This is a genomic window from Streptomyces sp. NPDC059534 (assembly GCF_042743475.1).
Classification (GTDB): Bacteria; Actinomycetota; Actinomycetes; order Streptomycetales; family Streptomycetaceae; genus Streptomyces.
The window spans coordinates 92,803-105,443 of record NZ_JBHWAQ010000016.1 but is presented as its reverse complement, the minus strand read 5'-3'; the positions used below and the strand labels follow the sequence as shown (position 1 = coordinate 105,443).

General features: G+C 72.8%; 11 protein-coding genes. All 11 read right to left on the bottom strand.

What is annotated here, in order from left to right:
* Positions 1-17 precede the first annotated feature (17 nt).
* The 11 genes from ACFVZH_RS20220 to ACFVZH_RS20170 all read right to left on the bottom strand — a co-directional run bounded on the left by ACFVZH_RS20220 (position 18) and on the right by ACFVZH_RS20170 (position 12,479).
* Positions 18-1,313, bottom strand: a complete 1,296-nt coding sequence (locus ACFVZH_RS20220) for a polysaccharide lyase family 1 protein (RefSeq protein WP_384898746.1) — start codon at positions 1,311-1,313, stop codon at positions 18-20.
* A 2-nt stretch (positions 1,314-1,315) separates the two neighbouring features.
* Positions 1,316-2,116, bottom strand: coding sequence for a rhamnogalacturonan acetylesterase (locus ACFVZH_RS20215; protein WP_384898744.1), 801 nt, complete (start codon positions 2,114-2,116; stop codon positions 1,316-1,318).
* Entirely contained in the window at positions 2,113-3,453 is a 1,341-nt protein-coding gene (locus ACFVZH_RS20210; RefSeq protein WP_384898742.1) for an ABC transporter substrate-binding protein, read from the bottom strand. Before ACFVZH_RS20210 ends, ACFVZH_RS20215 begins: the two co-directional genes overlap by 4 nt.
* 98 nt (positions 3,454-3,551) lie before the next feature.
* Entirely contained in the window at positions 3,552-5,060 is a 1,509-nt protein-coding gene (locus tag ACFVZH_RS20205; RefSeq protein WP_384898837.1) for a family 43 glycosylhydrolase, read from the bottom strand.
* 77 nt (positions 5,061-5,137) lie between these two features.
* Entirely contained in the window at positions 5,138-5,983 is an 846-nt protein-coding gene (locus tag ACFVZH_RS20200) for a PmoA family protein (protein ID WP_384898741.1), read from the bottom strand.
* Positions 5,980-7,173, bottom strand: coding sequence for a Gfo/Idh/MocA family protein (locus ACFVZH_RS20195; RefSeq protein ID WP_384898739.1), 1,194 nt, complete (start codon positions 7,171-7,173; stop codon positions 5,980-5,982). Before ACFVZH_RS20195 ends, ACFVZH_RS20200 begins: the two co-directional genes overlap by 4 nt.
* Positions 7,170-8,093: a carbohydrate ABC transporter permease gene (locus ACFVZH_RS20190; protein WP_384898737.1), complete on the bottom strand. Its 924-nt coding sequence runs from the start codon at positions 8,091-8,093 to the stop codon at positions 7,170-7,172. The genes ACFVZH_RS20195 and ACFVZH_RS20190 overlap by 4 nt, the downstream gene beginning before the upstream one ends.
* The gene (locus ACFVZH_RS20185) at positions 8,090-9,028 is read right to left on the bottom strand and encodes a carbohydrate ABC transporter permease (protein WP_384898735.1); all 939 of its coding nucleotides are present in this window, start codon (positions 9,026-9,028) and stop codon (positions 8,090-8,092) included. The genes ACFVZH_RS20190 and ACFVZH_RS20185 overlap by 4 nt, the downstream gene beginning before the upstream one ends.
* A 111-nt stretch (positions 9,029-9,139) precedes the next feature.
* Positions 9,140-10,882, bottom strand: coding sequence for an L-arabinonate dehydratase (gene araD, locus ACFVZH_RS20180; RefSeq protein WP_384898733.1), 1,743 nt, complete (start codon positions 10,880-10,882; stop codon positions 9,140-9,142).
* The gene (locus ACFVZH_RS20175) at positions 10,879-11,781 is read right to left on the bottom strand and encodes a dihydrodipicolinate synthase family protein (RefSeq protein ID WP_384898836.1); all 903 of its coding nucleotides are present in this window, start codon (positions 11,779-11,781) and stop codon (positions 10,879-10,881) included. Before ACFVZH_RS20175 ends, araD begins: the two co-directional genes overlap by 4 nt.
* A 47-nt stretch (positions 11,782-11,828) precedes the next feature.
* Complete coding sequence (locus ACFVZH_RS20170) at positions 11,829-12,479, bottom strand: GntR family transcriptional regulator (RefSeq protein ID WP_384898731.1); 651 nt, start codon at positions 12,477-12,479, stop codon at positions 11,829-11,831.
* Positions 12,480-12,641: the final 162 nt, after the last annotated feature.

Genomic DNA, 12,641 nt, shown 5'->3' with positions numbered 1-12,641 from the left:
TCCTGGGATGCCGGGGCTCAGCGCAGACGGCCGGCGCCCGCGAGATGGTCGACGAGGGCGGGGACCGCCCGCGGGTGGTCGACCCGGGTGCGCAGGACGGGGGTCCAGCCCGCGTCGGCGCGCAGCGCCTCGGCCGGGTACTGCTCGTTGTGGACGGCGAGCAGGTCGACCGGGCGGCCGTTGACGTAGTTGCCGGAGACCGTCACCGGCGCGTCCTTCCACTTCTTGAGGATCTTCCCGGCGGGCACGTCCCCGGCGAGCGTGAACGCGTTCTTCTCGGCGAACAGCCGCGACTCCTGGCCGATGCCGAAGCTGTACACGTACGGCCCGCTCGGCACCACGAAGTGATTGTTGTACGCGTCGACCCGGCCGAACCGGACCCGGGGCGCCCGCTCCACGACGTTCGCGAAGAGGTTGTGGTGGAGGGTGACGCGCAGCCTGTCCCGGTCGGTGGCGCCCGCGCTGTCGCTGTTGCCGATCATCAGCGTCTTGTCGTGGTCGGTGAAGACGTTCCAGGAGGCGGTCACGAGGTCCGCGCCCCGCACGACGTCCAGCTCCCCGTCGTGCTGCTGGTAGACCTCCCCGTAGTACGAGGGGAGCGAACTGTCCGGGTGGGCCCCGTCGGTGAAGGTGTTGTGGTCGATCCAGACATGCGTGGAGCCGTACACGACGAGGCTGTCGTACTCGGAGTTCCACGCCCCGGTCGCGCCGTCCGTCGGGTCCCACTGCGGGAAGCAGTCGAGCGGGCTCTCCAGGGTGAGGTTGCGGACGATGACGTTGTCCACGCCCTGCACCTGGAGGCTGCCGCCGGTGATCCCCGCGTGCCGTCCGACGCCGACGATCGTGGTGTTGACCGGCACCTTCACCTTGATCGCCAGGCCCTGCGCGGTGGCGGAGGCGGCCCGCAGCGTCTCCTGGGGGCCGCTGACCTCGGTCTCGTACCCCCAGACCGCGGGGTCGTAGTCGGCGAGGTAGCGGGCGAAGTCGTAGCCGGGGGCCTCGAAGGCGGCGCAGCCGGCCGCGGTCGCGTTCAGCGTGCCCACCACCTTGACGATGCGGGGCTCGGTGCCGGGTGCGGCGAGCGCGGTCCGGAACTCCTCCCAGGTGGTGACGGTGAAGACCCGCGAGGCGTCGGCGGCGGCCCCGCCGGTGGTGCCGGTGCCGTCGGAGGCCCAGCCGTCGCCGGCCGGGAGGGTGGCGCGAGCGGGGTCGGCGCCGGGCCGGTGACCGGCGTGGGCACCCGCCGCGGGGGCGGTGACGGTCAGGGCGAGGGCGGTCGCGGCCACCACTCCCAGTCGCTTGCTTCGGTTCACGGTCAGCTCTCCTCGGAAACGGGCCAGGTGATCCGGTCGGTGGGTATCCCGGCGTCCAGGCGGCAGGTCTCGCGCGGCGCGAGGACGCGGGTGCGCAGGAGCTCGGCGGTGACCAGCCGGGCCACCTCGATCGCCCCGGGCGGGTTGAAGTGGGTGTTGTCCTGCTCGGTAGCGGTCCAGTTGAAGTACGTCTTGGTGGCCTCGGGCCCGAGCTCCTGCCACAGGGCCAGGGACAGGGCCTCGATGTCGAGCAGCGGGACGTCCGCCTCGGCGGCGGCCTCCCGCATCGCCGCCGGGTACGCGCCGTGGGTGCGCTGGGCGGTCCCGTCGGCGGCGAACCTCCGCCGCTCCACGGGGGTGGCGAGCACCGGGAGGGCGCCCCGGGACCGCGCGCCGTCGACGAAGACGCGCAGGTTGTCCTGGTAGGTGGTCCACGGCTCGGTGAAGCGGGTGGGGTCGGCGGTCTTCTCGTCGTTGTGGCCGAACTGGACCAGGAGCAGGTCGCCGGGGCGGATCGCGGCGAGGACCGGGTCGAGCCGGCCCTCGTCGAGGAAGCTCTTGGTGCTGCGTCCGTTGACCGCGTGGTTGGCCACCGCGATCCCCCGGTGCAGGAAGAACGGCAGGGCCATGCCCCAGCCGGTCTCGGGTGCGGCGTCGGCGTACTTCTGGGCGGCCGTGGAGTCGCCCGCGACGAAGAGGGTCCGCGAGCGGGGCCGGCCCAGGGCCTGGGCGGCGGGGGTCCCGGCCAGGGCGAGCGCGAGGCCCGCCCCGGCCGTGACGACCGCGCGGCGGCCGACGCTCACTTGTTCTGCTGCTTCCACTCGGCCTGGGCGGCGTTCAGCTGCTCGGCGAGGTGGTCGAGGAACTCCTTGGCCGTGGCCTTGCCGAGCAGGACCTTCTGGAAGGCCGGCTCGTTCTCGGCCTTGGAGATCGTGTTCCAGTCCGGCAGGTAGTACGGCAGTTCCACGATGGTGGCCTTGCCGCTGAAGAGGACCTCGGCGCCGAGCTTGGTCGGCTCGGCCTGCTGGAGCCACGGGTCCCCGGCGGCCTCCGTGTTGGCGGGGATGGCGCCGGCCGACTCGTTCCACTTGCTGTTGGACTCGTGCGAGGCCGCGAACTCGATGAACTTCCACGCCGCGGCCTTGTTCTTGCCGGAGGAGAACAGCCCGAGCCCGTCGACGGGGTTGGAGACCTGCACCCGGGTGCCGTCGTCCAGGGTCGGGTTGGGGATGCCCCGGAACTTCTCCGTGCCGAGCGCCTTCACGTGGTCCTGGTAGGAACCCAGGTTGTGGTTCAGCATGCCGATCTGGCCGCTGTCCCACTGGGCGACCATCTTGGTGAAGTCGTTGTTGACGTCGGCGGCCGGGGTGGTCCGCTTGAACAGACCGGCGTACTTCTCCAGGGCGGCGACGTTCTTCGGGTCGTTGACGGTGGTCCTGTCGCCGTTCCAGAAGGAGGTGATGCCGCTCTGGCCGTACATGGCGTCCAGGGCCTGGGCGATGGAGCCGGCGCCGCCGCGGATCGTGTAGCCGAAACGGTTCTTGTCCGCGGCGGTCAGCTTCTCGGCCGCCGCATAGAACGCCGACCAGGTGGCGGGCTCCTCCAGACCGGCCGCCTTGAACAGGTCGGTGCGGTAGTACAGCACCCCGTTGCTGGCGGAGGTCGGGACCGTGAACAGCTTGCCCTGGCCGCCGGCCGACTTCACGCTCGCGAGCATGCCCGCGTTCAGCCTGCCCTTGAGGGAGCTGCCCTCGATCCGGGCGTCCATCGGCTCCAGGGCGTCCTGCGCGGCGATCCCGGCGAGCATCGCCGCGCCGACGCCGCCGACGTCCGGCAGGCCGCCGCCCTGGATGGCGGTGTCGTACTTGGACTGGACCTCCTTGGAGGCGATCCCGACGTACTCGACGTCGATGTCGGGGTTCGCCTTCTCGAAGTCCGCGATGATCTCCTTCCAGACGTCGGTGCGGACACCGCCGTTGTTGTCCCAGAAGGTGATCTTTCCCTTGCCCGATCCCTCGGTGCCCTTGTCGCCGCCCGCGCCGCTGCCGTCGTCACCGCAGGCGGTGGCGGTCAGGGCGAGGACGCCGGAGAGGGCGAGGGCGAGGGCGGCTCTGCGCCGTCCGCCGGGGAGGATGGTCATCGTCGGCTCTCTTCTCTGCGGGTGTTGCGGGGACTTGCGGGGAGGGGTGTGGGGGAGTCCGAAGGGGGCGCCGGCGGCGCCCGGTGGGGGAGGAGCGGTCAGGCGGGGGTGACGCGGAAGGCGGAGAACACGGCCGTCCCGGCGTGCCCCGCGCCCGTCGGGGCGCCCGCGAACAGGCCGAGGAGCGCGCCGACCCAGCGCCAGGGCGTGGCCGCGAACTCCGGCCCGAGCCGCACCGGGCCCGCGCCCGCGTCGTACGAGAACCGGCAGCGCGCGTCCGCTGTGACCTCGATCCGCAGCAGGACCCGGTCGCCGCTGAGGGGCAGGGAGTGGGCCGCGTCCCGCTCCGGGTCGGCGTTGGCCGGGGCGAAGCGGTGCACGAGCCGGGTCGTGCCGTCGGCGGCGCGTTCCAGGCCGATCCAGGCGTAGGCGTCGCCGAGGACGACCAGCCCGGCACGGGCGCCGGGCGCCTCCGTGTCGAGCCGCAGCCCCACCTCGACCGTGCGCGCCCCGGCGGGCAGCCGCTGGGTGAGCACGTGCGGCACGCTCCGCAGGTCGTCCAGGCGCTCCGTACGGACGCAGCCCAGGCGCAGGCCGTCCGCCGCGTGCTGGGTGGCCCAGCCCTCCTCCGGATTGGCGGTCCACTGCCACTGGCGGCCGAACCGCCCGCCGGGGAAGGTGTCGTCCACGGCCGGACGCGCCGCCGGCTGCTCCGGCAGGTCCGGCTTGCGGTGCACGCGCACCGGGGCGCCGCCGTCGCCGAGCACCGGCCAGCCGTCCGCGTCCCAGCGCATCGGCTGGAGGTGGACGATCCTGCCGTGCGCGCCCGCCTGCTGGAAGTGCAGGAACCAGTCCTCGCCGTGCTGGGTGCGGACCCAGCCGCCCTGGTGGGGGCCGTTGACGTCGGTGTCGCCCTGTGCCAGGACGATCCGCTCCTCGTACGGGCCGAGGAACGAGCGCGACCGGAACGCGCCCTGCCAGCCGGTGGCCACGCCCCCGGCCGGGGCGAGGATCCAGAACAGGCCGTCGTGCCGGTACAACTTGGGGCCTTCGAGCGTGAACCAGCCCGGGATCCGGTCGGCGTCCACGAGGATCCGGCCCTCGTCGAGGACCTTCGTTCCGTCCGGGCTCATCCGGTGCCCGACGAGCCGGTTGTTGACCCCGGCACGGGACTTGGCCAGGGCGTGCACGAGGTACGCCTCACCCGACTCCTCGTCCCACAGCGGACAGGCGTCGATGAGGCCCCGGCCGGCCTTCACCAGGTGCGGCGTGGTCCAAGGACCGCGCACCGAAGCGGCGTTGACCTGGTAGATCCCGTGGTCGGGATCGCCCCAGAAGATCCAGAACCGCCCGTCGTGGTGGCGCAGCGACGGGGCCCACACCCCGCGGTCGTGCCGGGGAACGGTGAACGCGGCGGCCGGTTCTAGGCGTTCGAGGGCGTGGCCGACCAGGCTCCAGTTGACCAGGTCGCGGGAGTGCAGCAGGGGCAGACCCGGCGCGCGGCCGAAGCTGGACGAGGTCAGGTAGTAGTCCTCGCCCACCCGCAGGACGTCCGGATCGGACCAGTCCGCCGCCAGGACCGGGTTGCGGTACGTCCCGTCCCCCAGGTCACCGGTGGCGGTCCCCGCGCCCGGGGGCGCCCCTGCCGCGAGTCCACCGCCCCGACGATCCGCGGCCGCCCCGGTCACGCGGCCACCGCCTTGCGGACCAGGGCCGCGGCCCCGGAGCGGTCCAGGCGGCCGTCGGCGACGACGGTGACCACCCGCCGCACCAGGGTCTCCCCGGCCGGCACCACGAGCCGCTCGTCGTGGGCGAGCGAGGAGCCGACACCGGGGTACTCGGCGGCGCGGACGAACCAGGGGTCGGCGCGGGTCGCCGCGGTCGCCCCGGCGAAGACCAGCGTCCAGCCGTCGCCCGCGAGCGCCACCCAGTCGGCCGCCGCCCCGTGCACGGCCTCCTCGCCGTCCGCCTCCGCGCCGAACACCACCGGCGCCGTCGCCTCCTTGGGCGCGCGCCAGAAGAAGCCGCCGTACGCGGCGCCCGGCCGTCCGTTCGTCGCCGGGCTGCCGATCGACAGCTCCCGCCCCGACGCGTTGGCCAGCGAGAAGGTGAGGTCGAGGGCCCAGGCGGAGTCGGTGAGCGCGGTGGCCGCCACGGTGCGGTGTTCGCGGAACAGCCGCTCGCCGCCGGCCGTCCAGCTCAGCTCCTCGACGAAGCCGTCCGGGTCGCACAGCTTGAACCCGTCGTGCCGCTGGACGCCGTGGTTGTCGAGCTCGACGGAGCCGCGGTCGCGGACGAAGGTGCGCCCGCCCCAGAAGTTGCGGCCGTCGACGTCGGCCACGGCGACGCCCGCGCCGAGGTGGTGCGGATGGTCCTCGGGCAGGGTCTCGGTCACCACCCGCCCGGCGAGCGTGGTGACGGGGTGCAGGGAGGGCCGGGGCGCGTGGTCGGCGGCGAGCTCGGGCCGGGTGGTGTAGCGGGCGACGGTGCGGCCCGCGCAGCGCAGCAGGGTCGGCGGTCCGGCGTTCATCGGACCTCCGCCCGCGTCGACGGCGCCCAGGCGGCGCCGAGTTCGGAGAAGAGCCGCAGTCCGTCGGCGGCGGCGTCGACCAGCGCGTCGACGCCGTCGACGACCCGGCGGGGCGCGCTCTCGCCGGGCTCGGTGTGCCAGTGGGCGGCGGGGATCGCCAGCGGGTCGGGGGCCGTCCGCACCGCCTCGACGACCCGCATGAACGCGCCGGTCGCCGCCGGCGGAACCCACAGCGGCTCGCCGTCCGTCACATGGGCGACGAGGTTCTCCAGGAGGTCGGTGCGGCCGTACTCGGTCTCCTCCGGCCCGTGTCCGGCGCGCTGCACGAGCACCCGGTCCTGCCGGTACCAGAAGGTGATCCGGCCCTGGGTGCCGTGGACGATCACGTACGGCTCCGAGGACCGCTCGGCGCACAGCGTCGCGGCGACCGTGACCTGGGTGCCGGCCGAGGTCACGACCCGTACCGCGGAGGTGTCGTCGGACTCGATGGCGTGCGCGTGGAGCAGTTCCGTCTCGATGTGCTCGACGTCCTCGGCGCGGCTGGAGCCGGAGAGCGCGAGCGCGGTGGCGACGGCATGGGCGAGCGGGTTGGTCAGCGCCCCGTCGACGACGTCGACGCCCCCGAGCCGCCGGTGCCCGGCCCAGGGGGCGCGCCGGAAGTACGCCTCGTCCCGGACCCAGGCTCCCGCCGCGCCGACCCCGAGGAGTTCGCCGACGGCGCCCTCCTCGACCATCCTGCGGATCGCGGGCACCGCGTGCGAGCCGAGCGACTGGAAGCCGATCTGGCAGGCGACACCGGCCGCCGCGACACCGTCGGCCATCCTGCGGAACTCCGCGTACGACGGGGCCGGCGGCTTCTCCAGGAGGATGTGCGCCCCGTGTCGGGCGGCGGCGAGGGCCATGTCGGTGTGCGTCTGGATCGGCGTGCTGAGCACGGCGATCCGGGCGCCGGTGGAGGCGAGGAGCGCCTCGAAGTCGGCGGACTGTTCCGGGTCCCCGATGCCGTCGAGTTCGGCCGCGTCCAGGGGGCGCAGCTCGCAGACCCCGGCGAGCCGCACGAGGCCGCTTTCCTGGAGGCGGCGGATGTTGAGGAGGTGGCTGCGGCCGTGGCCGCGGGCGCCCGCGAGGACGACCGGCAGGGGGGTGCGTGGGGTGTTCATGTCTTCCCTGTTCGTGTGGGTGCTGTTCATCCCTTCACCGCCCCGGCGCTGAAGCCGGTGACCAGCCACTTCTGGATGAAGGCGAAGACGACGACGACGGGGACGGCGGCGATGACCCCGCCCGCGGCGAGCGCGCCGAGGTCGACGCTGTCGGCGCCCATGAGGGTGTTGAGGCCGACGGGGATGGTCTGCTTGTCCTGGCTGCTGAGGAACATCAGGGCGAAGAGAAAGTGGTTCCAGGCGTGGACGAAGGCGAAGGAGCCGACGGCGACCAGGCCGGGGCGCAGCAGCGGCAGGACGACGATCCGGAAGGCGTGGAAGCGGTTGCAGCCGTCGACCCAGGCCGCCTCCTCCAGGGAGTACGGCACGTTCCTGATGAAGCCGCTGATGAGGATCATCGACAGCGGGAGCTGGAAGACGGTCTCGGCGATGACGACGCTGCCGAGCGAGTTGATCATCCGCAGCTCGGCGAAGATCTGGAACAGCGGGACGAGGAGCAGGGCGCCCGGCACGAACTGGGAGCAGAGCAGGGCCAGCATGAAGCCCTTCTTGATCCGGAAGTCGAAGCGTGCCAGGGCGTAGCCGCCGGCCAGGGCGACGACCGTGGTCATCACCAGCACCGCGACGCCGATGAGCAGGCTGTTCTGGAAGAAGACGCCGAAGCTGCGCTCGTTCCACACCTTCTCGAAGTGCGCGGTGGTCATCGGCCAGGGCACGAGCGAGGTGGAGCCGGCGGGCCGCACGGCGAACAGCAGGATCCAGTAGAAGGGGACGAGCGTGAAGAGGAGGTAGATCCCCAGCGGCAGGTAGATCTGCCAGCGGGGCACCTCGTCCCAGGCCCGGCGCCTGCCGCGGACGGTCGCGGGCGGCGTCCTGCCGGGCGGCGGAGCGGCCTGCGCGGTGGCCGCCGGGGCGGCCGGGGCCGCGCTCAGGGTGGACTCGGCTGTCATTTGCCGTCGCCTCCGAACTTGCTCAGGCGCAGATAGACCATCGAGCAGAAGAGAAGGATCACGAACGCCACCGTGGTGAGCGCGGAGGCGTATCCGAAGTTGTGGGCGTCGACGCTGGTGTGGGCGATGTACAGCGGCAGGGTGGTCGTCTCGCCCGCCGGCCCGCCGCCTGTCAGCGTGTACAGCAGGTCGACGTTGTTGAACTCCCAGACCGCCCGCAGCAGTGTGGATAGGACGATCGCGTCCCGGATGTGCGGGAGCGTGATGTGGACGAACTGGCGGATCCGGCCCGCCCCGTCGACCTCGGCCGCCTCGTACAGGTCCTTCGGTACGGACTGGAGGTCGGCCAGGATGAGGATGGCGAAGAAGGGCACCCCGCGCCAGAGGTCGGCGACGATCGCCGCGGGGAACACCGTCGCGGTGTCGGAGAGCCACGACGTGCCGTACGTGCCCATGCCCAGGTCGGCCAGGTAACGGGTGATGCCGGTCTGGGAGTTGTAGAGCAGGACCCAGATCGCGGAGGTGAGCACGCCCGAGACCGCCCACGGCGAGAAGACCAGGGCCCGGCCCAGGGCCCGGCCGACGAACGTCTGGTTCACGATGAGGGCGAGTGCGAGCCCGAACAGGAGCTGGAGCGTCACCTCGACGACGACCCACTTCAGGCTGAAGGTCAGCGTCCCCCAGAAGTGCGGGTCGTCCGTGAGGATCCGGGTGAAGTTGTCCAGGCCGGCGAACCCGTTCCGCCAGGGCTTCGTGGGGTTGTAGTGCTGGAGGCTGTAGGAGAAGACGCTGAGCACCGGGTAGGCGATGAAGCCCAGCATCAGCAGTCCGGCGGGGGCGATCAGCAGGTACGGCAGTCGGCGGGGCGTCGCTCCCGTGCGACGGCGCGCCCGTGCCGGGACGGCGCGGGGCGGTGGGGTCACAGCTGAGGCCATGACGGCGGCTCCGTTCTCGGTGAAGCGCTTCGCGAACGACGTTCGAGATTTCGGACAGGCGGGACGGGGTGCGGGGACGGATGGTCGGACGGCCGGGCCGGCGGGCGGGGATCAGCCCGCGTACGGATCGGGGGTGGTTCCCGGCCGGGCCAGGAAGGCGAAGTCGCAGCCGGTGTCGGCCTGGGAGATCTGCTCCATGTACAGCGCGCCGTAGCCGCGCTCGTACCGGGCCGGCGGAGGGGTCCACGCGGCCCGACGGCCGGTCAGCTCCTCGTCCGTGACGTGCAGGTGGAGGGAGCGGGCAGCGACGTCGAGGGTGATCGTATCGCCCGTACGGACGAGGGCAAGGGGTCCGCCGACATGGGACTCGGGTGCCACGTGCAGCACACACGCCCCGTAGCTCGTCCCGCTCATCCGGGCGTCGGAGATCCGGACCATGTCCCGCACCCCCTGCTCCAGGAGGTACCGGGGGATCGGCAGCATGCCGTACTCCGGCATCCCCGGCCCGCCCTTCGGGCCCGCGCCGCGCAGCACCAGCACATGGTCGGCGGTGATGCCGAGCGTCGGGTCGTCGATGGTCCGCTGCATCGCCCGGTAGTCGTCGAAGACGACCGCCGGGCCGGTGTGCTTCAGCAGCCGCGGCTCGGCCGCGATGTGCTTGATGACGGCGCCGTCCGGGCAGAGGTTGCCCCGCAGCACCGCGACCCCGCCCTCCGCGGCCAGCGGCCGCGACCGGTCCCGGATCACCTCGTCGTCGTGCACCAGCGCCCCCGCGAGCTGTGCGCGCAGGCTCGGGTGCGACACCGTCGGCCGGTCCAGGTGCAGCACGTCGGTCAGCCGGGACAGGAAGCCGGTCATTCCGCCAGCGAAGTGGAAGTCCTCCATCAGGAAGCGCCCGCCGGGCCGCAGGTTTGCGAGCACCGGCACGGTCCTGGCGATCCGGTCGAAGTCGTCGAGCGTGAGCTTCACCCCGGACCGCCCGGCCATCGCGATCAGATGGATCACCGCGTTGGTCGAGCCGCCGAGCGCCAGGACCGCGGCGACCGCGTCCTCGTACGCCTCCCGGGTGAGCAGCTCGGAGAGCCGCAGGTCCTGCCGTACGAGCTCCACGATCCGCAGGCCCGAGGCGGCGGCCATCCGGTCGTGGCCGGAGTCCACCGCCGGCACCGAGGAGGCGCCCGGCACCGTCACGCCCAGCGTCTCGGCGGCGGCGGTGAGCGTGGACGCCGTACCCATCGTCATGCAGTGGCCGGGGGAGCGGGCGAGGCCGCTCTCCAGCTCGGCCATCTCGCAGTCGCCGATCAGGCCCGCCCGCTTGTCGTCCCAGTACTTCCACATGTCCGTACCGGAGCCGAGGGTCTTGCCGCGCCAGTGGCCGGGCAGCATCGGGCCGGCCGGCACGAACACGGTCGGCAGGTCGACCGAGGCGGCGCCCATCAGCAGCGCCGGCGTCGTCTTGTCGCAGCCGCCCATCAGGACCGCCCCGTCCACCGGGTACGAGCGCAGCAGCTCCTCCGTCTCCAGGGCGAGGAGGTTGCGGTAGAGCATGGGGGTCGGCTTCTGGAAGGTCTCCGAGAGGGTGGAGACCGGGAACTCGAGCGGGAAGCCGCCCGCCTGCCACACGCCCCGCTTCACGGCCTGGGCCCGGTCGCGCAGGTGGACGTGGCAGGGGTTGATGTCGGACCAGGTGTTGAGGATCGCGATGACCGGCTTGCCGAGGTGCTCCTCGGGGAGGTAGCCGAGCTGCCGGGTGCGGGCGCGGTGGCTGAACGAGCGCAGCCCGTCCGTGCCGTACCACTGGTGGCTGCGCAGCTCCTCGGGCCTGCGGCCGGCGCGGGCGGGCGCGGGGCTCATATCGGCCACCCGCCGGCGATCGCCGCGACCTCGGCCCGCTCCGTCTCGGGGAGTTCCCGGCTCGGCGGACGGATGGCCCGGCGGCACAGGCCGAGGGAGGCGAGGGCCTCCTTGACCACGGTGACGTTGTCGGCGCTGCCGTTCGCCGCCCGCAGCTCCTCGAAGCGTCGGATCCGCTCCCACACCTTCATGGCCGTCGGATAGTCGCCGGCCCGCAGCGCGTGCAGCATCTCCAGGGAGAGCGCGGGGGAGACGTTGACCAGGCCGGAGGTGAAGCCGGTCGCGCCGCTCGCGAAGTACGCGGGGGCGTACGGCTCGGCGAGGCCCGCCACCCACACGAACCGGTCGAGGCCCGCGTCCCGAGCGAAGCCGGCGAACCGGGCCGCGTCCGGCACCGCGTACTTCACGCCCACGACGTTCGGGCAGGCGGCGCCCAGCTCGGCGAGCCGGGCCCCGCTCAGGAGCGGGTTGCGGATGTAGGGGACCACGCCGAGCTCGGGGACGGCGTCGGCGATGGCGCGGTGGTAGTCGACCCAGCCGCTCTCGGAGACGTACGGATGGACGGGCTGGTGGACCATCACCATGTCGGCACCCGTGGCGTGGGCGTGCCGGGCCGCCTCGACGGCGGTCGGCACGTCGTGCCCCACGCCGACCAGGATCAGCGCGCGGCCGCCCGCCTCCTCGACCGTCGCCTCCGTGACGGCGCGGCGCTCCTCGGGGGTGAGGGCGTAGAACTCGCCGGTGTTGCCGTTCGGGGTGAGGGTGCGGACCCCGCCGTCGAGCAGCCGCCGCAGCAGCGCCCGGTGGGCGGCGGTGTCGACCGAGCCGTCCTCGGCGAAGGGGGTGACCGGGATCGCCACGACGTCGGCGAGGGCGGTCCTGAGGGTCTCGAATTCCATGGTGCCTCGCAGTTCACTCACGGGCTGTGCGCTCACGGGGTGGGCGCTCACTCGCTGTTCACGGGGGAAGGGGGGAAGGCGCGCTCGACGAAGGAGGCGATGTGGTCGTGCACGGCCCGGCCGGCCCCGGCGACGTCGCCCGCGACGGCGAGCCGCAGGATCTCCTCGTGCTCCGCGGCCTCGCGCTCCCAGGAGGGGACGGCGGCCCAGGCGACCGTGGAGACCAGGGCGGCCTGGTCGCGGACCTCGTCGAGCATCCGGCCGAGCAGCGGATTGCCGCAGGGCAGGTAGAGCGCGCGGTGGAACTCCCGGTTGGCCAGGGACCGTTCCGCCGGGTCCTCGGCGCCGGCGGCCCGGCGCAGGGCGTCGTGCGCCGCGTCGAGCGGGGCGCCGGAGGCGACGGCGCGGCGGACCGCCTCGGGCTCCAGGAGCAGGCGCACGTCGTAGACGGCGCGGGCCATGTCCGCGTCGACCATCCGGACCGTGACGCCCTTGTACTGGCTCATCACCACGAGCCCGCTGCCCGCGAGGGTCTTGAGCGCCTCGCGGACCGGGGTCTTCGACACCCCGAACCGCGTGGCGAGTTCGGTCTCCACCAGTGCCTGGCCGGGTCTGAGGCCCCCGGTGAGGATGTCGTGCTTGATCGCTTCCAGGACGTACTGGGTGCGGGACGGGATGGGGCTGGGGGCGAAGGCCATGGAGCACTCTCAGATCTCGTGTATCGCGTCTCATATATGACGTACGAAGTGCAACGGGCATGAAGCTAGGGGGGCGTTCGTGTTTCGTCAATGCTTCGCACAGGGTTCGTGAAAGCGTTTTCTGTCGCGCGCGATCCGAGGGGCGCCGGGGCTGGTTCACCG

What these genes read in the sequence shown, in the direction of transcription:
- ACFVZH_RS20210 (WP_384898742.1), bottom strand. Translation starts at nt 3,453, where the DNA reads ATGACCATCCTCCCCGGCGGACGGCGCAGAGCCGCCCTCGCCCTCGCC.
- ACFVZH_RS20200 (WP_384898741.1), bottom strand. Translation starts at nt 5,983, where the DNA reads ATGAACGCCGGACCGCCGACCCTGCTGCGCTGCGCGGGCCGCACCGTC.
- ACFVZH_RS20195 (WP_384898739.1), bottom strand. Translation starts at nt 7,173, where the DNA reads ATGAACAGCACCCACACGAACAGGGAAGACATGAACACCCCACGCACC.
- ACFVZH_RS20190 (WP_384898737.1), bottom strand. Translation starts at nt 8,093, where the DNA reads ATGACAGCCGAGTCCACCCTGAGCGCGGCCCCGGCCGCCCCGGCGGCC.
- ACFVZH_RS20185 (WP_384898735.1), bottom strand. Translation starts at nt 9,028, where the DNA reads ATGGCCTCAGCTGTGACCCCACCGCCCCGCGCCGTCCCGGCACGGGCG.
- araD (WP_384898733.1), bottom strand. Translation starts at nt 10,882, where the DNA reads ATGAGCCCCGCGCCCGCCCGCGCCGGCCGCAGGCCCGAGGAGCTGCGC.
- ACFVZH_RS20175 (WP_384898836.1), bottom strand. Translation starts at nt 11,781, where the DNA reads ATGGAATTCGAGACCCTCAGGACCGCCCTCGCCGACGTCGTGGCGATC.
- ACFVZH_RS20170 (WP_384898731.1), bottom strand. Translation starts at nt 12,479, where the DNA reads ATGGCCTTCGCCCCCAGCCCCATCCCGTCCCGCACCCAGTACGTCCTG.